Here is a 24,071-nt window from a genome sequence, read left to right as displayed (position 1 = left end):
CTACGTTTTTTCAAAGACGGCCCAATACCTACCCAATCGCATGAATGGTCTATAAAACACATGGGCCTCTCCTGCGTGACGGATTCATGCCGTTCACGTTTACGGTCACAAGCACGCGCACGTTCACGATGGCGGTCGAACAGTCTCGGCCTACCGTGCACGTGCTCGTGAACGTGAACATACACGTGAACGAATGCTGCCTGCAGTTGCCTTGGTCCCAATACCCCGGCAGCTTGTTGCAACAAAGCGATTTAACACACTTCCTTTCGGATATGTGGCCATTCGAGGCCTGCCAAGCTTTTCACGAGTTCATCACATGACGGCAAAGAAAAACGTTCGAGTTCAAGGCGTCGCGAATCCGTTAGGAATAAGGCGTACTTCGGGTACGCCGCAGTGACGAGGGATCAAGCGCAACGCAGACACGAAGTGAAGCTTTATCGCTAAATCGGACGTTTTACGAAGCCGTCAAACATGATTCGCATCGCGCGGGCGGGCGGATGACCATATTTAAAGACGGACGGTCGCCAGGCTCAGAGTCGGGATTGCCGGTGGGAAAGGAATCGGGGGGCCGGAGCGAGGCTCCGGCCCCCCGATGAAATCAGGCGGTACGGGACGCCGCGTCAAAGCCCAGGTCGAAGGCCTTGAGGTTGATGTCCACGAAGGATGCCTTGGTGTGATTTCGAATGGCGGTCTTGATGTTGTCCGCCGACAGGGGCAAAACCCCGGTCTGGGCCAGGGCCCCCAAAAGCACCATGTTCACGGCCATGACAGAGCCGGCCTCGGTGGCCAGGGCCACGGCGTCGAAGGCGATCAGGCGGGCGGTTTTTTCCCGGATCAGCCGGGTCACGTCGTCAAGATTTGGATAGATTCCGCGCCCGATGGCCACGGTGAACGGCGGCAGGGGCGCGAGGTTGGTGATGCATACCGTTTCGGCCCGGCATTTTTTGAGGGCCCGCAGGGCCTCCGACGGTTCGAAACTGACGAACACATCGGCCTGGCCGTCTGAAATGATTGTACTTTCCGCATCCCCGAACACCAGCGCCGATTCCACCACACCGCCCCGCTGGGCCATGCCGTGGATTTCGCTCATGCGGACCGGAACGCCGGAGAGAAGGGCCGCTTCGCCCAGAACCCGTGAGGCCAGAAGGTTGCCCTGTCCGCCCACGGCCACAATGATCAGTTTTGTCGTATTCATAAGAGTCTCATCCGTAGTTTGCGATAAATGTCAGGAAACCTTCACCGGCCGGATCGCCTTTTCCGGACAGATCTGGGCGCAGACCGAACAGCCGGTGCACATGTCCGCATTGATTTTCACGCGATCCCCGTCCAGGTAAAAGGCCGGACAGGCGATGGTCGTGATGCAGTCCCGATGGTTCTTGCACTTGTCCTGGTTGATTTCAAAGGCCTTGCCCCTGAGCTGCTTGAGGCTCTTGGCGTACAGCACACATTTTTCCTTGGCGATGATCACCGATACCCCTTTGAAAGCAAGGGCCTCCTTGATGGCCTCGGTGCTTTTGGACAGATTGTAGGGCCGGATCACCGACACATGCTTCACGCCCAGACCGCGGACCACGGATTCGATGTCCACCGTATTGTAGCCGCTCATGTTCATTTCGGTCATGTCCACCCCGGGATTGGGCTGATGGCCGGTCATGGCGGTGATGCGGTTGTCCAGAATGATCAGTGTCATGTCGTGGTTGTTGAACACCGCATTGATCAGGCCGGAAATGCCCGAATGGAAAAAGGTCGAGTCCCCGATGAACGACAGCACCTTCTTGCCCGTGGCGATGGAGAATCCGGCCGGTGTGCTGGTGGAGGCGCCCATGCAGACGACAAAGTCTCCCATGGCGAGGGGCGGCAGAAAGCCCAGGGTGTAGCAGCCGATATCCGAGGGATGGATCACGTCCATGCCGCGGGTGGCCTGCTTGACGGCGTAGAACACGGCCCGGTGGGAGCAACCGGCGCACAGTGTGGGCGGCCGTCCCGGAATCTCGGGCACATCGGAAAGATCGAGGGCCGGGGGAGCAGAAAACGGCAGGTCAAAATACGAGGCCATCACGGTCTTGACCATCAGGGGATCGAACTCGTAGAGGCGTGAGAACAGGCCCTCGCCCTTGCCCCGGACGGGCAGGGTCAGACCGGCTTCCTGGGCGCAGGCCTTGACGGCCTCTTCGAGGTAGGGTTCGCCCTCCTCGATGACCAGCACCCGGTCGCAGCCGGAAAGAAAGTCCTTGACCAGGCGATCGGGGATCGGATGGGAAAAACCCACCCGGAGGATGCGGACGCGATCGGCGGCGGAAAGTTCGGCCACGGCGTCTTTGGCATAGGCATAGCTGACGCCGTTGCAGACCACGCCCAGGGGGCCTGTGCCCTCGACGATGTTCCACCTGCAGTCGTTGGCGATGCCCCGGGCCATCTCGTAATTTTCAAGCAGGGTCACATGCAGGTTCCGGGACACGGCCGGGACCGTCACATAGCTGAAGGGATCCTTGACGAATTCCCCCCGGGTCACCGGCGTGACCAGATCCCCCAGCTCCACCACGGCGGTGGAATGGTTGATCCGGGTGGTGGTCCTGAAAATCACCGGTTCCTGAAGATCTTCGGACAGATCAAAGGCGTATTTGATCATCTCCTTGGCTTCCTGGACCGAGGACGGCTCCAAAATCGGCAGGCCGGAGAGCTTGCCGTAGTAGCGGTTGTCCTGCTCGTTCTGGCTGGAGAACATGAAGGGGTCGTCGGCGGTGAGGATCACCATGCCCGCCTTGACCCCCACGTAGGCCAGGGTCATCAGCGCATCGGCGGCCACGTTCACGCCCACGTGCTTCATCACGCACATGCTTCGGACGCCGCAGTTGGCGGCGGCGGCGGCGGCTTCCAGAGACACTTTTTCGTTGATGCTGTATTCGAAATAAAGGTCCGATTCCTGGGAAATCTGAAAAAAGTTCAGCGAGATTTCCGACGAGGGGGTGCCCGGATAGGACGCGGCAAAGGCGAGGCCCGCTTCGATTGCCCCCCTGGCAATGGCCTCGTTCCCGAGCATCAGCACGCGTTCACCGGTGTGATCGGTCAGTAGTTTATGCATGGCTTTCTTTCCTGTTGAAATGATCCTTCACCGAAGGCCGGGGAGCGAGTCCCCAGGGCATCCGGCCCCTTTCCTCCGACCCTGACGAAAGGGTCGTAACCCGACAACTATACCAAGACCGGCCGGGGTGTAAAGATTTTTTCTTTGGCCAAAAGAGCCTCCGCCCCGCCCGGACGCCCGTGGGATCATGGCGCCGGCATGCCCCGGCCGACATTCCCGGGACGACGGAAATCATTGGGGAAGTTCGCGAAACCGGTTGCCCGCCACGTTGAGCAGGTAAAGCTCTTTCCAGACATCGCCGCGTTCGTTGACCGAGGTCATGCCCGTCACACCGTCGAATTCCCTCAGAGCCAGCAGCCGGTCCCTGAAGACGCCGTAGGACAGGGGGCGCTCCAGAATCACCTGAAAGATCATCATGGCCGAATCGTAACCGATGGCATCGATGAAACCGGGCGTTTCACCAAAGGTGTCCCGAAACTCACGGACAAAGCGCCGGACCCGGGGTTTGTCGCTGCCCGCAAAGAACCCGTCGGGGATCACGGTGCCCTGGGCATGCCCCCCGGCCATCTGAATCAGCTCATCCGTATGCCAGAGGTTGGTGCCCAAAAGGTAGACGTCCCCTGCATCATGAAAGGACAGCTGGGGAAGGATCAGCCCCACCTTGGCGCTGGCGTCCGGAATGAACAGGGCGTCGAAATCCACCACCGGCGTCTGAGGTTCGACGCTCGACGGATGGGTCGTACTCGCCGACACGGTGCCGTCGGCCGCGACCTGAGGTTCCACGGGGAGGGGATAATACATGCCGATCAGCTTCCGGATCGGCACGGCGAAATCCGTCGTGTCCAGGCCATAGGACTCGACCCCCACAATCTCGCCCTCATAGACGTCCACCGCGTCCCAGAACAGGTTCATCAGATCGATGCCGTACTGTTCTTCCGGATAGAGTATGGCGAAATTGTTGAGCCCCAGAACCTCGAAGGCATAGGCCACCACGGATTTCACCTGCATCTCCCGGGTGAGAAAATTTCTGAACACAAAGTCTCCCGTCTCGGCGATATCCTCCTTGCCCGACAGGGTCATGACGGGAATGCCCCGCATCTGAGCCTCTTCAGCCGCCTCCTCCGCCGTTCCCACGGGACCGACGATGGCGCAGACCCCCAGATCGGCCAGTTCCCGCACGGCCTGGCGCGTCCGTTCGGGATCGGATTCCGTGTCGCGGTACACCACACTCAGATCCAGGTCCGGAAATTCGGTCATCAGACGGTTGTAGGCCAGGTCAAAGCCCCTCTGGGCCCGCAGGCCGTAAGATTCGTACCGGCCGCTGGTCGGCATCAGGCAGCCCACCCGGTTAATCCGGTAGGCCGAACTGGTCAGCTCCGATTTGATGCGCTCGGCTTCCACAGCCTCCGGATGCCGGGGATAGTCCAGAAGAAATCGGGTCAGGGCATCCAGGGCCTCGTCCCTGTTTCCGCCTGAAAGAACATTCCGGCACTGCTGAAACGCCATGTAGCCCCGAATCGGTTCATGGACGGTCCGGTCGATGAGCGCGGCCAATTCGCTTTCGGACAGAAGGGCCAGGGCTTTTTTCATGCGATCGATCAGACGCAGGTTTTCAGGCGGGTCACTGCGGCGGTAGGCTTCGAGAAAGGCATCCACCGCCTGGGCGGGCCGGGACAGAGCCAGAAGGGCATCGCCCATCACGGCGTATTTGCGGATCAGGTAATCGCCGGGCGTCCTGTTCTCCGGAATGTCCCCGCTGCGGACGAGGACCTCGTCATAGCGGCCCTCCTGGTAGTAGGTGACCAGGATCTCGACCATGCCGTCGGAGGCATAGGGGCTGTCTCCATGGGTGTTGACCAGACGGTCGTAGGCCGTGCGGGCCTTGTCGTATTCGCCCCGGGAGGCATGGATGGCGCCGATCTTCAACAGGGCCGCCGGGACCATGTCCTGATTCGGATAATCGGTGATAAACGCCGTATAGGCGGAAAGGGCCCGGTCGAAATCGCCCTGTTCAAAACGTTTTTCAGCCCGTGCGAACGACCGGTCTCCCTCATCGACCCCCTTGGGCCCCACCATCGTTTTGAGCCCACAGGACACCGTCAGGCAGATCGCAAGAAACACCGGAATAAAACGTAACGGCATGAATTTCATGGCACACCTAAATTAAACATGACTGTTAGAAATGACACCCAACCTACACGGCGCGGCCCCCGGTTGTCAATTCATAGTTGACGACCGATGTCTTCGCCTTCAGGAGCGCCCCAGAAAGGTGCGGCACCGGCGGATCATGGCGTCCGGATCACCCGGATCGAACCATTCGACGGCAGGATCGGCCCGAAACCAGGTCATCTGGCGTTTGGCGTAACGCCGGGTGTCCCGCTTGAGCAGGCGCAGGGTTTCGTCCCAGGTTTCACGGCCCCCAAGCCAGGCGATGATATGACGGTAGCCCAGAGAGCCCATGGACTTGAGCGTCGGCGAATACCCCCGGGCCAGAAGGCCTTTCACCTCGTCGACGAAGCCCGCCTCGATCATCAGGTCCACCCGGCGGTTGATCCGTTCATACAAACGCTCCCGGTCCATGGCAAGTCCGAGGGTGAGAACCCGGTAGGGCCGGTCGGCGAACCCGTGGGCCGCCTGATAGTCCGAGATGGGCCGCCCGGTGGTTTCGAAAATTTCAAGGGCCCTGATAATGCGGAAGGCGTCGTTGGGGTGGATGCGACAGGCGGCCTCGGGATCCAGTGTTTTAAGCCGGTCGTGAAGCATCCCGGCCCCCTGCTCCCGGCAGGCCTTTTCCAGGCGGGCCAGCACGGCCGGATCGGCCGGACGGGCCCGGAACAATCCGCCCACCAGGGCCTTGATGTACAGCCCCGTCCCCCCGGCCACCACCGGAACGATCCCCGCGGCCCAAAGCGCACGAATGCAGGCGTCGGCATCCCCGGCGAAGCGGGCGGCGTCATAGGGCTCGTCGGGATTGACGATATCCACAAGATCATGGGGGACCTGGGCACGCTCGTCGGCCGTGGGCTTGGCCGTACCGATATCCATAAAACGGTAAATCTGCATGGAATCCGCATTGATGATGCGGCCGCCCAGGGCCTTGCACAGGCCGATGGCCGCGGCGGTCTTGCCGATGCCGGTGGGTCCGCAGACCACGATGATGTTGGGTTTGTCCATCCGATATCCGTCCCTCGTTCAGGTTCCGGGGCGCCCGCTGCGACGCGGTTTTCCTGGCCCTGCTTTAGCATATCCGCAGCGAAAATCATACTATTTAAGAGGATACAATTCTATTGACAAGCCTTGGCATTAACGGTAGTAGGTATATTTGCTCATTTTACCTTTAAGATGGTGAAATAGCCTGATATTTTTTGTAACCTAATGATAGTATTGATATTTATGCGATCAACAAGGTTCATTGTTTTGGTATAGTATTGTAACATTGCAGAGCCGGCCATGATCGTCCTGGTCAGGTCGCTGCATTATTATTTAACAGGAGAAAGAAGCCATGTCTAAGGATGTAATCGGATCCGTAATGGTCGTGGGTGGCGGTATCGCCGGTATGCAGACCGCCCTGGACCTCGCCGATTCAGGCTACTACGTGTACCTGGTCGAAAAAGGCCCGTCTATCGGCGGTGTCATGTCACAACTGGACAAAACCTTCCCCACCAATGACTGCGCGATGTGAATTATCTCACCCAAACTGGTCGAGGTCGGCCGGCATCTGAACATTGAGCTAAAAACACTGAGTGACGTCATTGACATCAAGGGCGAGGCAGGTAATTTTGAGGTTGAACTCAGACAGAGACCCCGATACGTCAACGTTGACAAATGTATCGCCTGCGGTCTCTGCGCCGAAAAATGCCCCAAGAAGGTCACAGACCCCTACAACGCAAATCTTGTCAAACGCAAAGCCATCTATGTGGAGTACGATCAGGCCGTTCCGCTGAAATACGGCATCGACCCCACCCAGTGCATCAAACTGACCAAGGACAAATGCGGTAACTGTGAAAAGGTGTGCCCCACCGGCGCCATCGAGTACGACCAGAAAGAACAGATGGTGACCCTCAACGTGGGCTCCGTCGTCTTCGCCACAGGCTTCAAACCCTTTGATCCTTCGGTCTTCGACACCTATCAGTACAGCAAGTTCCCCAACGTGGTCACGGCCCTGGAATTCGAGCGTATTCTCTCGGCCTCCGGCCCCACCAAGGGACACCTGATCAAACAGTCCAAGGACCATGAAGAACCCAAGAAGATCGCCTGGTTCCAGTGTATCGGCTCCAGGGACATGAACAAGTGCGACAACGGTCACTGTTCATCGGTCTGCTGCATGTACGCCACCAAGGAAGCCCTGATGGCCAAGGAGCACAACGGGGACGATCTGGACTGCGCCATTTTCTACATGGATATGCGTACGCCGGGCAAGGACTTCGAAGCCTACTACGACAACGCCAAGAAAAAAGGCATCCGCTTCGTCAAGAGCCGGATCCACACCATCAATCCGGTGCCCGATTCGGACAGCCTCGAAGTGCGTTACGTCACGGAGACCGGCCAGATCGATACGGAAATCTTCGACATGATCGTTCTGTCCATCGGCCTTGAAACGCCGCCGGAAATGATCGAACTGGCCAAGAAACTGGACATCGACCTGACCCGAAGCAACTTCGCCGCCACCACCTCCTTCGAGCCGGTGAGCACGTCCCGCAAGGGCATCTATGTCTGCGGCGCCTTCCAGGGTCCCAAGGACATTCCCGAATCCATCGTCGACGCCAGCGCCGCTGCGGCAGCCGCCGGTGAAGCCCTGGCTTCCGCCCGGAACACCCTGACCAAGACCGCCGAGGAAATCGTTGAAACCAACGTCCGGGGCGACCGTCCCAAAATCGGCGTGTTCGTGTGCAGCTGCGGAACCAACATCGCCGGCACCGTCAACGTCGAAGCCGTGTCTGAATACGCCAAGACCCTGCCCTACGTGGAATTCGTTGCCAACAACCTGTTCTCCTGTTCCCAGGACACCCAGGACAAGATTTCCGAGATCATCAAGGAAAAGGGTCTGAACCGGGTGGTGGTTGCCGCCTGTACGCCCAAGACCCACGAAGGCCTGTTCCAGGAAACCCTGCTGGCCGCCGGTCTGAACAAATACCTGTTCGAAATGGCCAACATCCGGAACCACAACTCCTGGGTTCACAAGGACATGCCGGACCTGGCCACGGAAAAGGCCAAGGACACCATCCGCATGTCCGTGGCCAAGGTGGCCCTGTTCCAGCCCCTCGAAGAAGCCGAACTCCAGGTCGATCAGACCGCCATGGTTCTCGGCGGCGGTATCTCCGGTATGTCCACGGCCCGCAGCCTCTCCAAGCAGGGCTACAAGGCCCATATCGTTGAACGCAGCGACGTGCTCGGCGGCCAGGCCAACAATCTGTTCCGTACCGCCAAGGGCGAAAGCATTCCCGAGAAACTGGCCGAACTGATCGGCGAGGTCAACGCCGATGCGAACATCACGGTTCACCTGAACACCACCCTCGAAGAGGTTCAGGGCTTCGTGGGCAACTTCGAATCCACCCTTCGGACCAACGGCAACGACACCGTACTCAAACACGGCGTGGCCGTCATGGCCACCGGCGCCTATCCGTACCAGCCGACGGAATACTCCTACGGCAAGGATCCCCGGATTCTCACCAGCCAGGAACTGGACAAGAAGTTCATGGACAACGATCCGTCGATCGAAGGCGTCATGTCCGCGGTGTTCATCCAGTGTGTGGGCTCCAGAAACAGCGAACGGCCCTACTGTTCACGCCTGTGCTGCACCCATTCCGTGGAAAACGCCATCGAACTCAAGAAGCGCAATCCGGCGACCAACGTCTACGTGCTGTACCGCGACATCCGGACCTACGGCGAACGCGAATACCTGTACCGCCAGGCCCGGGACATGGGCGTGATTTTCATCCGCCATACCGTGGACACCCTGCCCCAGCTGAGCATCGACGGCGGCACGATCACCATCAAGACCCGGGACCACGTGCTTCACCGGCCCCTGGTGATCGAAGCGGACCTGGTCACCCTGGCCACCGCCATCCTGCCCTACCGGGATGAAAAAATCGCCCAGTTCTTCAAACTGCCCATGAACGACAACGGGTTCTTCGTGGAACGCCACGCCAAGCTCGGACCGTCCGAATTCGCCACCGACGGCGTGTTCCTCTGCGGCATGGCCCACTATCCGAAACCCATTGACGAAGCCATTTCACAGGCCAAGGCGGCGGCGTCCCGCGCCATCACCCTCCTGGCCCGTGAAACCATTCACACCAGCGGCCAGGTCGCCAGTGTGAACACGGCCCTGTGCAGTTCCTGCGGCGTCTGTGTGTCTGTCTGCCCCTACTCCGCTCCCTCGTTTATTGACAGCGGCCGGGATGCGGGCAAGGCCCGAATCAACCCCGTTTTGTGCAAAGGCTGCGGCCTCTGCGTGGGTTCATGCCGCTCCGGCGCCATCAACCACCGGGGATTCGATACGGATCAGATTTTCGCCCAGCTGATGACCCTGAACGAGGCGGTTTAACCCGAGACACATCGTCCGTCACCCGGAGCCGGGCGGCGGACGATACATTTTATATGAAGGAGATCAAATACCATGACTGATTTTGAACCGAAAATAGTCAGTTTTCTCTGCAACTGGTGCAGTTACGGCGCAGCGGATCTTGCCGGCGTCGGCCGCGCCCAGTACCCCCCCAATGTTCGGGTGGTGCGTATCCCCTGTACGGGACGCATGAGCCCCAAATTCTTCCTGGTGGCATTGCGCGAAGGCGCCGACGCCGTCTGGGTCTCCGGCTGACATCCCGGAGACTGCCATTACCTGGAAGGTAATTACTATGCTCGTCGGAAGTTCACGCTGCTCAAAAACCTCATGGAACATATGGGTGTGGAGCCTGGCCGCCTTCAGTTCTCCTGGATTTCATCCGCGGAAGCCACCAAGTTCGTTGACGTGGTCAAAGACGTCACCGAATCGGTCAAGGCCCTGGGTCCCAATGAAAAATTCATCAAGAAAACAGTTAAGGTATCATAACTATGGACGCATACATCACTAAAATCAAAGACATATCTGAACGGCTCCTGAAGGATGGTACCGTCGACGCTGTCATCGGTTTCCGCAAAGGGACCATTCCCATGATGAACGAGCCGTGCATGATCACCAAGACGGACGATGTCAAGGATCTGGTGTGGGACGCCAACTGCCGCATCAATCTTTGCAACTACCTGACCAACCGCAAGGAAAAACTGGCCATCGTGGCCAAGGGCTGCGACAGTCGGAACATCGTCACCCATATCATCGAAAACAAGATCAAACGCGACCAGCTGGTCATCATCGGCGTGCCCTGCAAGGGGATGAACGACAAGAACACCGGCGAACTTCAGGACAACTGCGCGACCTGTACCCACCGGAACCCGGTGATCTACGATGAACTGGTCGGCGATCTCGTGGAAGAACAGAAAAACGTGGACAAATACGCCGACGTGAAGAAGGTCGAAGCGATGAACCCCGATGAAAAATGGGCCTTCTTCGACGATCTTTACTCAACGTGCACCCGCTGCTACGCCTGCCGGAACGCCTGTCCGCTGTGCTACTGCCCCACCTGTTTCGTCGACGAGTCGAAACCCCAGTGGGTGGGCAAGGCCTATGATCCCATGGATGTCCGGACCTACCACCTGCTCCGGGCCTTCCACTGCGCCGGTCGCTGCACGGACTGCGGATCATGCGAAGCCGCCTGTCCCCAGAACATCAAGGTCCGCCAGCTGACCAAAAAGCTGGAGAAGGACTGTCAGGAACTCTACGGCTGGGAGGCCGGGCTGACGCTCGACGAACGTCCACCGCTTGATACATTCAAAGTCGATGATCCCCAGGACTTTATCAAGTAAGGCTGCCGGATCTGATTACGAATGAACCATTATCTATAAGGGCTAATATTATGAAGGTCATAAAAATAGACAAAGAAAAATGGGCCGGCGGTGTCGAGACTCTCTCAGGTTCCTACCGTTTGTTCGGTCCTGTCAAGGAAGACGATTCCCATAATTTCAAGGAGCTCGCCAAAGGGGAGCTGCCTGATCTGAATTACGGGAACACCAAAATGTCCCCCAAATCCGTTGTGTTTCCCCCGTCGGAAGCCATGTTCACCTACAGCCTCGATGAGACCAAAGAGGGGCACCACATCCTCAACGATGTGAAGAAAGACTATTCTCCCCGTGCCGTGCTGGGCATGCGGCCCTGCGATGCCAAAGCCGTCGCCCTGGTCCGAATGAACTTCGACACCAAGGAATACCGTGATCCCTACTGGATGGACGCCTATGAGGCCACCACCTTCGTGGGTCTGGCCTGTGACAATCCCTGCGCCACCTGCTTCTGCACCAGCACCGACTGCGGCCCCTACCACGAGGAAGGGCTCGACGTTCTTCTGGTCGATGACGGCGCCTCTTACATCGCCAAGGCCCTGACCGAAAAAGGGGAAAAACTTCTGGACGCCGCCGGATTCAAAGACGCCGGTGACGACAGCGCCGTTGCCGCCAAGAAAGCGGCCGCCGAAGCCAAAATCACCGCGACCATCGAAACCGACAAGCTGTCGGAAAAAGTGATCATGGATCTGTACGATGCGCCCTTCTGGAAGGAAGTGGCCTTTTCCTGCATCAACTGCTGCACCTGTACCTACGCCTGCCCCACCTGCTGGTGCTTTGACATCCAGGATGAAAACAAAGGGCTTGAAGGCGTTCGCATGCGCAACTGGGACAGCTGCATGACCCCGCTGTTCACCATGCACGGATCAGGACACAACCCCCGTGAGCACAAGCATCAGCGGGTTCGTCAGCGCTTTATGCACAAGCTCAAGTACTTTGTGGACAAATACCAGAAAGGCATCATGTGTGTGGGTTGCGGTCGCTGCGTGCAACAATGTCCGGTCAACATCGACATTCGCACCGTCAGCAAGAAAATGAACGATTACGTGGCTGCGAGCTGACGCGAACAAAAGGAGGAGTACTGTGCAAAATCCATACAAGGCATATCCGGTTCGCATCGACAGTATCGACGTTGCGACGGAGGATAAATCTCTCAGAACGTTCAAATTCGTCTTCCTCAACGAAGGCGATGAAGAAAAATTCGCTTACAAGGCCGGTCAGTTCGCCGAACTGTCCATTCCCGGCAAGGGCGAGATTCCCATCGGGATCGCCTCGTCCCCCACGGAAAAAGGCTTTGTGACCTTCACCGTGTTCCGGACGGGTCTGGTGACCAACCATCTTCACAACATGAAGGTCGGCGACATCATGGGTGTACGCGGTCCCTTGGGCAACTGCTACCCCCTGTCCGAACTCGAAGGCAAAAACATCGTCATCATCGGCGCCGGGTTCGCCTTCACCACCCTGCGTTCGACCATCGTCTGGCTGCTCGATCCGGCCAACCGGTCCAAATACGGCAAAATCGACGTTATCTACGGCGCCCGGAACCCCGGCATGATTTTGTACAAGGACGAGCTGACCGCCTGGGAACAGCGTGACGACATCAACATGCACATCACCGTGGATGCCACGGACGATCCGAGCTGGAAATACCACACCGGTTTCGTCCCCACCATCACGGAAACCCAGGCGCCCCAGGCCGACGACGACACCTATGCCATCATGTGCGGGCCTCCCATGATGCTCAAGTTCACCAAACCGGTGCTCGACAAACTGGGCTATCGCCATGATCACATCATCATGTCGCTGGAAAACCGGATGAAATGCGGCATCGGCATCTGCGGACGCTGCAACATCGGCAAGGAGCTGATCTGCAAGGACGGCCCCGTGTTCACGCTGGCCCAGCTGAAATACATGCCGGAAGAAGATACCTGATGCCCTTTTTGTTCATTCGGGTTGACAATAAAATGATATTCATATAACGTGATCATTCCGTAAAATTGGAATTTTAGGGATAAGCCTTACAAATTATATAAATTTAACAGGAGGTTTTGTAAGATGGCTGAAACAGTAGAATACAATGGTGTATCTTTTGAAGTCGACGAAGACGGTTTCCTGCTCGATTTTAACTCATTCAAACCCGAATGGATCGAAATCGTAAAAAAAGAAGAAGGTATTTCCGAGCTGAATGACGAACACAAGATGGTTATCGATGTTCTTCAGGACTACTACAAGAAAAACGGTATCGCTCCCATGGTACGCGTTCTTTCCAAACTGACCGGTTTCAAACTCAAACACATTTATGAACTGTTCCCCTCAGGACCCGGCAAAGGCGCCTGTAAAATGGCCGGCCTCCCCAAACCGACCGGTTGCGTATAATTAAGCATCCGCACCGGTTTTAGAAGTATGTGTTTCAAACGGCCCTGTAATTCGCGTTACAGGGCCGTTTTAATCTTGACGGCTTCGTAAAATGTTCGATCTCTGCGTTACGCTTCATCCCTCGTCACTGCGGCGTACCCGAAGTACGCCTCATTCCTCGGGATTCGCAAGCCTTGACCTCAAACATTTTACGAAGCCGTCCAAAACGTGACATCTTACGAAACCATCAATCGTGACAGACGCCCATGCAGATCACCGTCACCACCACCGCGCGCAATCAAATGATCGACATCACGGAGGCCGTCGAACAGAAACTCCGTGAAGCCGGGATCAACGACGGCCTGTGTCTCGTGTTCGTGCCCCACACCACCGCCGGGGTGACCATCAACGAAAACGCCGACCCCGATGTCAGGACGGACATCCTTGCCGCCCTGGCCCGGATGGTTCCCAAGGACCCCGCCTACCTTCACCGTGAAGGCAACTCGGACGCCCATGTAAAATCTTCTCTGACGGGTGTCTCCGCGACCCTTGCCGTTGAACGGGGCCGACTGGTTCTGGGCACCTGGCAAAGTGTTTTTTTCTGTGAATTTGACGGGCCCCGGACACGCACGGTGCAGGTCCGCATCCTTTAAGGAGACCGTGATGGACCCCATCGACGACATCGATAAACGGATCATCAACCGCATTCAGTCGGAGTTTCCCATCTGCCGCAGGCCCTATGCCGCCATTGCCGACGAACTCGGCATGACGGAGGCCGATGTGCTCTCCCGCATTCGCACCCTGAAGGAAAAGGGCATCATCCGCCGGATCGGCGGAAACTTCCGCCCGGAAAAACTGGGTTTCTTCAGCACCCTCTGCGCCGCCGAAGTCCCCGATGAGGTCATGGACACCTTCACGGCCTGCGTCAACGCCTATCCGGGCGTCACCCACAACTACGTGCGTGACAACCGCTACAACATCTGGTTCACCTTTATCGCCCCATCGCGGGAGGAAATCAACCGGGCGCTTGAGGATATCCGGCTCAAAACCGGTGCCCGGATCCTGAACCTCCCGGCCAGCCATATGTTCAAGATCAGCGCCCAATTCACACTCTGAGGCGGAAAAAGGCGGCGCCCATGAAAAATTTGCGTGTGGCTCTCAGCGTGTTTTCAGCCTCCCTGGGTCAGACGCGCGCCAATCTGGACCGCATGGCCGAACAGATTGCCGAGGCCGCGAGCAGCGGCGCGTCGCTGATCTGCTTTCCCGAACTGGCCCTGACAGGCTACTGCTCGGACGAACGCATCCTCTCCCTGGCCCTCGATGCTGACGACGACGCCCTTGCGTCACTTCAGGATATGGCCGATAAGACCCCCATCACGATTCTTGCCGGCCTGGCCGAACGGGACCCCGCCGGCAGGGTCTACGCCAGTCATTTTGTGTTCATTCCCGACAAACCCCTTGGTAAATACCGAAAACTCCACCTCGCCCCGCCTGAAAAGGCGGTCTTTACAGCAGGAGATCAGATCCCGGTGTTTGACCTTCCCGGCTTCCGGTTCGGCATCCAGCTTTGCTACGACGCCCATTTCCCCTTTCTGTCCACCCGTATGGCCGAGATGGGCGCGGACGCGATCTTCATCCCCCACGCCTCGCCCCGGGGCAGCTCCGAAGACAAATTTTTGTCCTGGATGCGTCACATCCCGGCCCGGTCCTACGACAACGGGGTGTTCACCCTGGTCTGCAACCAGTGCGGCGCCCCGGACGGCGGACTCGTCTTCCCGGGGCTGGCCTTCGCCGTGGATCCCTCGGGCCTTGTCATGGCCCGGGACCTCACCGGCGAGGCGGGTCTCCTTTACGCGGACCTGACCGACGCGGCCATGGAACACGTCCGCCGTCACCGCATGCGCTATTTTCTACCGAATCAGCGCCATGACCTGACATGATGACCCGCCGACTAAGGTTCGGCCAGGGTTTCCCTGATTTTGACAGCCAGCGCCCGCTTTGAAAAAGGTTTGTGAATAAAGTGAACCCCTCCCTCGATCACCCCGTGGTCGGCGATGACGTCGGCGGTGTATCCGGACATATACAGACATTTAAGACCGGGATGCACGGTTCGCATGAGCCTTGCCAAATCACGACCGTTCATCTTAGGCATCACCACGTCGGTAAACAACAGATGGATATCCCCGGTGTACTCGTTTGCCAGACGCATGGCCTCATCGGTGGTCAATGCCGACAAGACCGTGTAACCAAGATCTTCGAGCATGGAGACGCCCAAATTCAGAATGGCCGGTTCATCTTCGACGATCATCACCGTTTCATCCCCGGTAGGAAGCCCGATTGGAACGGGTGTGCCGTCCGCTCCGGCATCGTCTTCAAGACAGCGGGGGAGATGAATTCTGAAGGTGCTCCCCCGCCCCGGTTCGCTGTGAACCGTAATGAATCCGCCGTTCTGTGTGACGATGCCGTAGATCGTCGACAAGCCCAACCCGGTCCCCTTGCCCAGCTCTTTTGTGGTATAAAAGGGCTCAAAAATATTCTCGAGGGTCTGTCTGTCCATACCGACACCGTCATCGCTCACGGCGATGACCGCATAATCTCCCGGTCTGCTTTCCGGATGGATGGGCGTTTCATCGGCACCCAATGACACATTGGACGTCTCAATGACCACATGACCCACATCCGCAATGGAATCCCTGGCGTTTGTGATGAGATTGGCCAGAAGCTGGTCGATCTGGGACGGATCCATTTTGACGGACCACAGACCGGCCCCCGGCTTCCAGTTCAGCGAAATCCCCTCACCGATCAATCGCCGAAGCATATTGAGCGTGTTTTCGATGACGCCATTCAGATCAAGGAGCGTCGGCTCGATGGTTTGCTTCCGGGCATAGGCAAGAAGCTGCCGAACAATGTCCGTCGAGCGCCGTGCGGCAGACAAAAGTTCCTGCATGGACAGGCGGTTGGGATCGGATGGGTCCATGGACTCCATTACCATTTCACCGTATCCCATGATGATGCTCAGCATATTGTTGAAATCGTGGGCCACACCTCCGGCAAGACGACCCACGGACTCCATTTTCTGGGCCTGGACCAACTGGTCCCGGAGGCTCAAGCGTTCCTTCTCCGACCGTTTGCGAAAGGTGATGTCCCTGGCGATGCCCAGCACGCCGATCAAATCACCCGACGATGAATAAACCGGCGTTTTGATGGTTTCGAGATCCTCGCTATGGCCGTCATCGGCAAATACGATCGTTTCGTCATTAATGCACGGCTTACCCGCCTCCATGGCGGCCAGATCATTCATCCTGAAAAAGTCCGCCAGCTCCTTGTCCACGAAATCATAATCGGTCTTGCCGACAATAGTTTCCTCCCTCGCGCCGAAAAACCGCTCAAAACGGGTGTTGCACCCAAGATAGACCCCATGGGGGTCTTTGAGCCAGACAAGGTCCGGGATCGTCTTCAACAGGGTGCTCAGATGGGCTTTGCTTTCAGCCAGAGCCTCTTCGGCCTGCCTGCGCTCTATGACCTCCCTTCTCAGATCCTGGGTTTTCAGGTAGACCGCCCGCTTGAGCGTACGGTTCCACACTAGAAAACCGATGATCACGGTCAGGAGAATGGCGACACTGACGATCATGACCCGTCGGAATTCACGCATGCTCAGACCCGGTTCGGCGGCAAGAAAAATCCATCTGTTGTGTATGGCCTGACGTTCGTCGTCCGTGATAAGAGCGACCGCCTTTTCGAGAATGGCACTGAGCTCCGGCCAGTCCGAACGCACGGCAAATCCCGACACATTGGGCGGCTCGGTCTCTCCGGCCAGCCTCAGATTGGTTATTTTTTCAGATTCAATGTAGAAACTTGCCGTGGCCAGGTCTCCCACAAAGGCGTCCGCCATACCAAACGAAACCTTTCGGAGCGCCGTTTTCAGATCCGCAACCGGTTCAATGGCGATGCCGGGATAGGTGTTCCGAATCAGATCAAGGTACCCGTAACCCTCCACCATCACGACATGCATGCCCTCGAGCATCGCGAGGGTCATGGTTCGATCGACCTGTTTTCTGACGATGATCACCGACGGTATCGTCAGGTAGGGCGGGGGAAACAGCATGAAGGTTTCTCGCTGGGGAGACCTCACCACGGCATTCAGCACATCCACCTCCCGCCGCTTCATCCGTTCGATGACCTCACTCCAGCTTTTGCATTGCACAATATCAAAGGAAAGGCCGGTTTTCTGCTCAATCAGCCGTGCGTAATCGGCTCCGATCCCCATGTAATTCCCGTTTTGATCAAAAAACTCGATGGGTTGGAATTCCGGGTCAGGCGCCAGGCGAATGACGGGGTGTTCCTTTAACCAGTTTTTTTCCCGGTCGGACAAAGCAAGGGTTTTCGCATCACCGGCACAGGCCCACGGGGACAAAAAAGCAATCATGAGCAGGATCAAACAGACGATGAGACGGCAGGATCGGGCTGCGATGACGGGAGCAGGGCTCAGGTTAGGCATACATGATATCCGTTTTGTAGAGATGGGGTTTGGCAATCACCACAGGACGCCCCGTGCCCTCAAACCCTGTCGGTCCGGCATCTGCCGATGCAAAACGCCCTTGGGAGAATGAATCGTCAATCGGCTGGGGAAATCGTCTATGATCCGGCTATGAACAATGCTTCCCCATCATAAACCAACGCCTCTGAAAAAACCACACCCAAAAAGCAGCACGCCCGATCGAGCCATAGCCCATCGATCAGGCAACCCACGGTTGTTTGTGCCGGCACGGCGCTTCGAATGGGGAACGCGGCCGGTCGCGCACGAGGGGACCGGCCCAAAGGCGTCAGACCGGCTCGAGGACGGTGCGGCCTTTCCGGTTCACGATTTTCAGGTTGAACATGGCCATGGTTTCGATGAACGGGCGGCCGAGGAGGAAGGGGAGCATGTCCGGATCGACCTTGGCTTTGTCGATCAGGGTCTGGCGCAGGGTTTTGTCGTAGGCGATCATCTCGTTGATTGCGGCCAGGGCCTCCTTGTCGCCGTCAAGGGCCAGGCGGTCGGTCAGCGTTTTCATCCGGGCATAGGAGCAGCGTTCCTGGTGATCGACGATCAGGTCCCAGAGGCCCTCCACATCGCAAAGGAGGTCCTTGCGTTCCAGGGGCTCCTCGGCGTACTTCATTTCGATTTCCGTGGTGTCCCAGCATTTGAAGGCCCGGCATTCCGAGGGCCGGGTCATATAGATCCCGCAGCGGTTGCCTTCCTTGAGATACAGGCAGGCCAGGGTGTCCCCCACCACCTTGATCTTGATCAGATCGGTTTCGACCGGAACCATGGCCAGTTTGTCCTTGTCAAACAAAAACTCCCCTTTGCGGATGGTGTAAAGATCCTTCGAGGGGATTTTGCCGGTCCGGATCAGATGGGCGTCGGCAAGACGGAGAATGGGGCCCCCGCCGACACAGCAGGCGCCGCACCCGTCGCAGGCCGTCTTGAACCCTTTGCCGTCGTCGCTGGTGATGTTTGCCAGATCCATGATCGTCTCCTTTAACGATGTGACCCCATGGGGCAAAGGCCCCACGCATTATCTTGAATACAAAAGGTCACCTTTCCATGGCGAAAAGGTGACCTTTGGATATAACCTGTCTTACCGAGTCATGGCCGCAGCCCGGACATGACTCGGACACGGCGGTGAATTACTGGGCAAGCCGTGAATACATGTCGAACTTCTTCTTGAGCTCCGTTTCGATCTGGACCCGGAGTTTTTTCGATTCCTCGGGGAAGGTCTTTTCCAGAGCCGCGTAACGGGTTTCACCGGACAGGAATTCCTGGAGGGTTCCATCCGGGGTCTTGGATTCAAGAACAAAGGGATTCTTGCCTTCTTCGGCCAAAAGCGGGTTGTAGCGATACAGCGGCCAGTACCCGGCGTTGACGGCCAGTTTCATCTCTTCCTGGGACTTGCCCATGCCCTTGCGGATGCCCTGGTTGATACAGGGGGCGTAGCAGAGAATGACCGACGGTCCGGGGTAGCTTTCCGCTTCGAGGAAGGCTTTCATCATCTGCTGCTTGTTGGCGCCCATGGCCACGGAGGCCACATAGACATGGCCGTAGGACATGGCGATGAGGCCCAGGTCTTTTTTGCCGATCTTCTTGCCGGAGGCGGCGAACTTGGCGATGGCGCCGGTGGGGGTGGCCTTGGAGGCCTGACCGCCGGTGTTCGAGTACACTTCCGTATCCATCACCAGGATGTTCACGTCCTCGCCGGAGGCGATCACGTGGTCCAGACCGCCGAAGCCGATGTCGTAGGCCCAGCCGTCACCGCCGAAGATCCAGTGGGATTTCTTGGTCAGAAGATCGCTCATGGCATCGATTTCGTCGAGAATGGGATGCGTCACAGGTTCCATGAGCAGCATCTTGATCTGGTCGCCAAGCTCCCTGGATTTGACCGCATCGTTTTTGTTTTCAAGCCATTCTTTCATCACGGCCTTGAAGTTTTTCGGAATGTCCGCATCGAGGGCCTGGGTCATCAGGTCGGCCAGACGGGCCCGTCTCTGGGTCATGCCCAGGGCCATGCCGTAACCGAATTCGGCGGCATCTTCAAACAGGGAGTTGCCCCAGGTGGGACCAAAGCCGTCCTTGTTGGTACAGTAGGGGAAGGACGGTGCGGAACCGGCCCAGATGGAACTGCATCCCGTGGCGTTTGCGATGGTCATGCGCTCGCCGAACAGCTGGGTCAATACCTTGACATAGGGCGTTTCGCCGCATCCTGCACAGGCGCCGGAGAACTCAAGCAGCGGCTGCTGGAACTGGCTGCCTTTCACCGTATCCCGACTCATGACCTTGTCTTTGAAATCGATGCCGGCGGAAAAGTCGTAATTGGGAACCTGATCGCCAAGCTGAGTCTCGATGGGCTTCATCACCAGGGCCGGGACCTTGGCCGGGCAGATATCCGCACAGCTTCCACAGCCCTGGCAGTCCAGGGCGTTCACCTGGATGCGGAACTTGTAGGTGCCCTTGAGTTCCTTGCCGGTGGCCGGCAGCATGACAAAAGTTTCCGGGGCGTCTTTCATCTCCTGCTCGTCGAGAAGGACGGGAAGAATGGCGGCATGCGGGCAGACAAAGGAGCACTGGTTGCACTGAATACAGTTTTCAGGAATCCATTCGGGCACCTCGATGGCCACCCCGCGTTTCTCGTACCGTGACGTTTCAACGGGGAACACGCCGTCGGCAGGGAAGCTTGACACCGGCAGGGAATCACCCTTCTGGGCCTGAATGGGCTGAAGAACGTTTTCGATGAACTCGGGCACGGGTTTCTTTTCAGCCGCCTCATCGCCGGCGTCTTTCCAGCTCTGGGGAATGGTCACGGACACAAGCCCTTCGATGGCCTTGTCCACGGCCTGGATGTTCATCTGAACGATTTTGTCGCCCTTGAGGCCGTAGGTTTTATGGATGTCCTTCTTGAGAAGGTCAATGGCCTGCTCGAACGGCAGCACGTTGGCCAGTTTAAAAAAGGCGGTCTGCATGATCATGTTGATGCGCCCGCCGAGTCCGACGGACTGGGCGATTTTCACGGCATCGATGGTGTAGAAATTGATCTTCTTTTCAAACAGAGTCCGTTTGATGGAGGCGGGAAGCTCCTTGTCAAGCTCTTTGGTGTTCCAGGAACAGTTCAGAAGGAAGGTGCCTCCTTCACGGAGACCGGCCGTGACGTCGTACAAATGGACATAATTGGCTTTGTGACAGGCCACGAAATCCGGATGGTTGACCAGGTAGGTCGACTTGATGGGCTGATCGCCGAAACGCAGATGGGACACGGTGATGCCGCCGGATTTCTTCGAATCGTAGGCAAAGTAGCCCTGGGCGTAAAGATCGGTGTTGTCGCCGATGATCTTGATGGCTGTCTTGTTGGCGCCGACGGTTCCGTCTGAGCCCAGACCCCAGAATTTACAGCGCACGGTCCCCTTGGGAGCGGCGATGTAGGACGGACCGAGGGGAAGGGACGTATGGGTGACGTCATCGATGATCCCGACGGTGAAATGGTTCTTCGGCACCAGCACTTTCATGTTGTCGAACACGGCCTTGACCATGGTCGGGGTGAATTCCTTGGAGCCCAGACCGTAACGTCCGCAGAAAATCTGGGGGGCGTTGCCGTGTTCCATGAAGGTCGTGCAGACATCCAGGTACAGGGGATCGCCGATGGCGCCGGGTTCCTTGGTCCGGTCAAGCACGGTGATGCGTTTGACGGTGCCGGGAAGCACGTGGAGGAAGGCATCGGCATAAAAGGGCCGATACAGACGAACCTTGACCAGACCCACCCGCTCGCCTTCGGCGTACAGACGGTTCAAGGTCTCTTCGATGGCTTCACATCCGGAGCCCATGGCCACAATCACCCGGTCAGCCTCGGGATGACCGACGTAATCGAACAGCTTGTACGCCCGACCGGTCAGCTTGGCGACCTTTTCCATGCTTTCAAGGACGATATGGGGCACTTCCTCGTGGTACATGTTGGCGGCTTCCCGACCCTGGAAATAAATGTCCGGGTTCTGGGCCGTACCGCGGATTTCAGGATGCTCGGGGTTCATGGCGTTCATGCGGAATTCCTCGATTGCATCCATGTTCACCAGGGATTTGATGGCGTCGTAATCGGCCAGTTCAATTTTCTGGATTTCGCTGGAGGTCCGGAACCCGTCGAAGAAATGAAGGAAGGGCACCCGGCTTTCGATGGCGGCCAGATGGGCCACCAGGGCCATGTCGTGGACTTCCTGGACGCTGCCCGAACAGAGCAGGGCAAACCCGGTCTGACGAACGGCCATGACGTCCTGATGGTCACCAAAGATGGACAGGGCATGGGCGGCGATGGCGCGGGCCGACACATGGAAAACCCCGGGAAGCAGTTCACCGGAGATCTTGTACATGTTGGGAATCATCAGAAGAAGCCCCTGGGAGGCGGTGAAGGTGGTGGTCAGCGCGCCGGCGGCCAGGGAGCCGTGAACCGCACCGGCCGCCCCCGCTTCGGACTGCATCTGCTTGACGCTGACAATCTGGCCGAAAATGTTCTTGCGGCCTTCGGCGGCCCACTGGTCGGATATTTCCCCCATGGGTGTGGACGGTGTGATCGGATAGAGTGCGGCGACATCACTCATGGCGTAGGCAACATGGGCTGCAGCCGTATTGCCGTCAACGGTTTTCATGACTTTCCCCATTTGATTCTCTCCTTTTGTCAAATTATGGCCTGCTGATCGTTTACGCCCCGCATCACTCCCCAGTGACCGGGGCCGTGGCCCGTGCCCGGAAAAGGCGTTTGCCCCATCCTCTCCCGGCACCAACCACCCGATCGTCCAGCCGGTCAAAAAAAATGTCAAGCCGCCCGGGAATCGGGCAGCGGAATCACATGACAACCGGCCGACATCAGCCGATTTCTCCGTAAATTCATGTAAATCTGACTTTTTATTACAATCCCACAAAAATGTAAAGAATGTTTTCCTTCTTTTTTTGGGAGATACGCGTTGGAGAGATGCGGAAGATGACGGGAGGGATTCTGCAAAGGCGGGAGGAGAGCCGGACACACCGCCCTCTCCCGCCGCAAACGACGGATCAGAGCCTCAGGGTCAGACCGGCCGTGACAATCGTGTCATCCCGGTCCCACTCGCCCCGTCTCGTATTCCGGAAATCGAATTTCCGGTACAGGCATTCGATGGACACAAAGGCGCTTTCGAGCAGATGGAAACGAAAACCGCCCTTGTATTCCTGGTACTGGTCGGTATCTTCGAAGGCCAGGGAAGACGGCGCATAGCAGGCCGTCGCATAGGCTTCCACCGGCACTTCCACGGGATTGAAGGCCTGGGTCAGTTCGTAATTCACCTCCAGCAGAAACCCCAGGGCGGCAAAGGTGCCGTCGTCTGCGCCGCGCTCATCATCCACCTCGCCGAAATATCCCTTGAAGCCGAGGCCGTAGCGAAGCCCGGGAACCAGCCGGTCGCTGCGCAGTGCCACCATGCCCTCGCCGATAGTGTAGTCGCCGTTGGCATAGGCCAGCGCCCCGCCGGCGGCAATGGTGCCGAAGGTCTGCTTGGACTGGAATTCCCCCTGCCCCATCACCACGTCACCGTTGGCGAGAATTCCGAATTGGACGGTCTGAGAGTAGGCGCCGGCACTCCCCATCATCAACACAACCACCATCCATAGGATTTTTTTCATCGTCTACCTTCGATTTTTTTGTTGAATTCGGATTCATGAACGCGACATAATCCCGTCGACACACCATTAACTGCCACAGTCCGGTTGAAATTGCAACCGCCGATTGGAAGGAGAAATCCCATGCTGACAGTCTATTCCGCCTTCTGGTGCCCCCACTGCATCCGCACCGAACGCTATCTCAAAGAAAACAACATCGCCTTTACCTCGGTCAATATCGAAACGGCTCCCAAAGAGGTGGTCGACAAGGTCGTCGAGGTGAACGGCGGCGTGGAATGGGTGGTGCCTACCCTGGAATTCAACGGAAAATGGCGCAAAGGCAAGGTGTTTGACCCGGTCGACCTGGCCCGGGACCTGAGGGCGATGGGGGTGTAGGGGGACGGCGCGTCGTGCCCCCCCCCCCCCCCCCCCCCCCCAACCCCCCACCCCAAAAACGCCGTTTGTGGGGAGAGGGTTTTCCCCCCCCTTTTCACCTCTTTTTTTTTCTTTTTCTCCCCGAAAAGGGGGGGGGGGGGGGGGGGGGGGGGGGGGGGGGGG

18 protein-coding genes are annotated in these 24,071 nt (G+C 57.7%); 10 read left to right on the top strand and 8 right to left on the bottom strand.

What is annotated here, in order from left to right; genetic code table 11:
• Window positions 1-598: 598 nt before the first annotated feature.
• The 4 genes from ACYQ11_RS20680 to miaA form a co-directional block, all read right to left on the bottom strand.
• Window positions 599-1,195, bottom strand: coding sequence for an indolepyruvate oxidoreductase subunit beta (locus ACYQ11_RS20680; protein ID WP_459925730.1), 597 nt, complete (start codon window positions 1,193-1,195; stop codon window positions 599-601).
• A 30-nt stretch (window positions 1,196-1,225) separates the two neighbouring features.
• A complete protein-coding gene (iorA, locus tag ACYQ11_RS20675; RefSeq protein WP_459925729.1) occupies window positions 1,226-3,082 on the bottom strand; it encodes an indolepyruvate ferredoxin oxidoreductase subunit alpha in 1,857 nt (618 codons plus the stop codon).
• Window positions 3,083-3,313: 231 nt separating this feature from the next.
• On the bottom strand, window positions 3,314-5,224 hold the full coding sequence (locus tag ACYQ11_RS20670; protein ID WP_459925728.1) for a penicillin-binding protein activator: 1,911 nt from the start codon (window positions 5,222-5,224) through the stop codon (window positions 3,314-3,316).
• 108 nt (window positions 5,225-5,332) lie between these two features.
• The gene (gene miaA / locus ACYQ11_RS20665; RefSeq protein WP_459925727.1) at window positions 5,333-6,256 is read right to left on the bottom strand and encodes a tRNA (adenosine(37)-N6)-dimethylallyltransferase MiaA; all 924 of its coding nucleotides are present in this window, start codon (window positions 6,254-6,256) and stop codon (window positions 5,333-5,335) included.
• A 328-nt stretch (window positions 6,257-6,584) separates the two neighbouring features.
• Here miaA and ACYQ11_RS20660 point away from each other — a divergent pair, with 328 nt between their 5' ends.
• The 9 genes from ACYQ11_RS20660 to ACYQ11_RS20620 all read left to right on the top strand — a co-directional run bounded on the left by ACYQ11_RS20660 (window position 6,585) and on the right by ACYQ11_RS20620 (window position 15,306).
• Window positions 6,585-9,626, top strand: coding sequence for an FAD-dependent oxidoreductase (locus ACYQ11_RS20660; protein ID WP_459925726.1), 3,042 nt, complete (start codon window positions 6,585-6,587; stop codon window positions 9,624-9,626).
• Between the two features lie 72 nt (window positions 9,627-9,698).
• Window positions 9,699-10,130, top strand: a complete 432-nt coding sequence (locus tag ACYQ11_RS20655; protein ID WP_459925725.1) for a hydrogenase iron-sulfur subunit — start codon at window positions 9,699-9,701, stop codon at window positions 10,128-10,130.
• A 119-nt stretch (window positions 10,131-10,249) separates the two neighbouring features.
• The gene (locus ACYQ11_RS20650; protein WP_459925724.1) at window positions 10,250-10,981 is read left to right on the top strand and encodes a 4Fe-4S ferredoxin; all 732 of its coding nucleotides are present in this window, start codon (window positions 10,250-10,252) and stop codon (window positions 10,979-10,981) included.
• 50 nt (window positions 10,982-11,031) lie between these two features.
• Window positions 11,032-12,072, top strand: coding sequence for a 4Fe-4S dicluster domain-containing protein (locus ACYQ11_RS20645; RefSeq protein ID WP_459925723.1), 1,041 nt, complete (start codon window positions 11,032-11,034; stop codon window positions 12,070-12,072).
• Between the two features lie 22 nt (window positions 12,073-12,094).
• The gene (locus ACYQ11_RS20640; protein ID WP_459925722.1) at window positions 12,095-12,943 is read left to right on the top strand and encodes an FAD/NAD(P)-binding protein; all 849 of its coding nucleotides are present in this window, start codon (window positions 12,095-12,097) and stop codon (window positions 12,941-12,943) included.
• 123 nt (window positions 12,944-13,066) lie between these two features.
• Entirely contained in the window at window positions 13,067-13,387 is a 321-nt protein-coding gene (locus ACYQ11_RS20635) for a TusE/DsrC/DsvC family sulfur relay protein (RefSeq protein ID WP_459925721.1), read from the top strand.
• 245 nt (window positions 13,388-13,632) lie between these two features.
• On the top strand, window positions 13,633-14,019 hold the full coding sequence (locus ACYQ11_RS20630) for a secondary thiamine-phosphate synthase enzyme YjbQ (RefSeq protein WP_459925720.1): 387 nt from the start codon (window positions 13,633-13,635) through the stop codon (window positions 14,017-14,019).
• A 10-nt stretch (window positions 14,020-14,029) separates the two neighbouring features.
• Window positions 14,030-14,482, top strand: coding sequence for a siroheme decarboxylase subunit alpha (ahbA, locus tag ACYQ11_RS20625; protein WP_459925719.1), 453 nt, complete (start codon window positions 14,030-14,032; stop codon window positions 14,480-14,482).
• A 20-nt stretch (window positions 14,483-14,502) separates the two neighbouring features.
• Window positions 14,503-15,306 carry a nitrilase-related carbon-nitrogen hydrolase gene (locus tag ACYQ11_RS20620; RefSeq protein WP_459925718.1) on the top strand — a complete coding sequence of 268 codons (804 nt, stop codon included), beginning with the start codon at window positions 14,503-14,505 and terminating at the stop codon, window positions 15,304-15,306.
• Window positions 15,307-15,317: 11 nt separating this feature from the next.
• Here the strand turns inward: ACYQ11_RS20620 and ACYQ11_RS20615 are convergent, their stop codons facing one another.
• The 4 genes from ACYQ11_RS20615 to ACYQ11_RS20600 form a co-directional block, all read right to left on the bottom strand.
• Window positions 15,318-17,864, bottom strand: a complete 2,547-nt coding sequence (locus ACYQ11_RS20615; protein ID WP_459925717.1) for a transporter substrate-binding domain-containing protein — start codon at window positions 17,862-17,864, stop codon at window positions 15,318-15,320.
• A gap of 325 nt (window positions 17,865-18,189) precedes the next feature.
• Window positions 18,190-18,876, bottom strand: coding sequence for a YkgJ family cysteine cluster protein (locus ACYQ11_RS20610; protein ID WP_459925716.1), 687 nt, complete (start codon window positions 18,874-18,876; stop codon window positions 18,190-18,192).
• 160 nt (window positions 18,877-19,036) lie between these two features.
• On the bottom strand, window positions 19,037-22,543 hold the full coding sequence (nifJ, locus tag ACYQ11_RS20605) for a pyruvate:ferredoxin (flavodoxin) oxidoreductase (protein WP_459925715.1): 3,507 nt from the start codon (window positions 22,541-22,543) through the stop codon (window positions 19,037-19,039).
• A 391-nt stretch (window positions 22,544-22,934) separates the two neighbouring features.
• Window positions 22,935-23,537, bottom strand: a complete 603-nt coding sequence (locus ACYQ11_RS20600; protein ID WP_459925714.1) for a hypothetical protein — start codon at window positions 23,535-23,537, stop codon at window positions 22,935-22,937.
• A 120-nt stretch (window positions 23,538-23,657) separates the two neighbouring features.
• Between ACYQ11_RS20600 and ACYQ11_RS20595 the strand changes: the two genes are divergently transcribed.
• Window positions 23,658-23,909 carry a glutaredoxin family protein gene (locus ACYQ11_RS20595; RefSeq protein ID WP_459925713.1) on the top strand — a complete coding sequence of 84 codons (252 nt, stop codon included), beginning with the start codon at window positions 23,658-23,660 and terminating at the stop codon, window positions 23,907-23,909.
• The last annotated feature ends 162 nt before the right edge of the window (window positions 23,910-24,071 follow it).

It is taken from the genome of Desulfatiferula olefinivorans (genome assembly GCF_054657895.1).
Note: the sequence above shows the minus strand (reverse complement) of the source record. Positions and strands in the feature narration are given on the sequence as shown.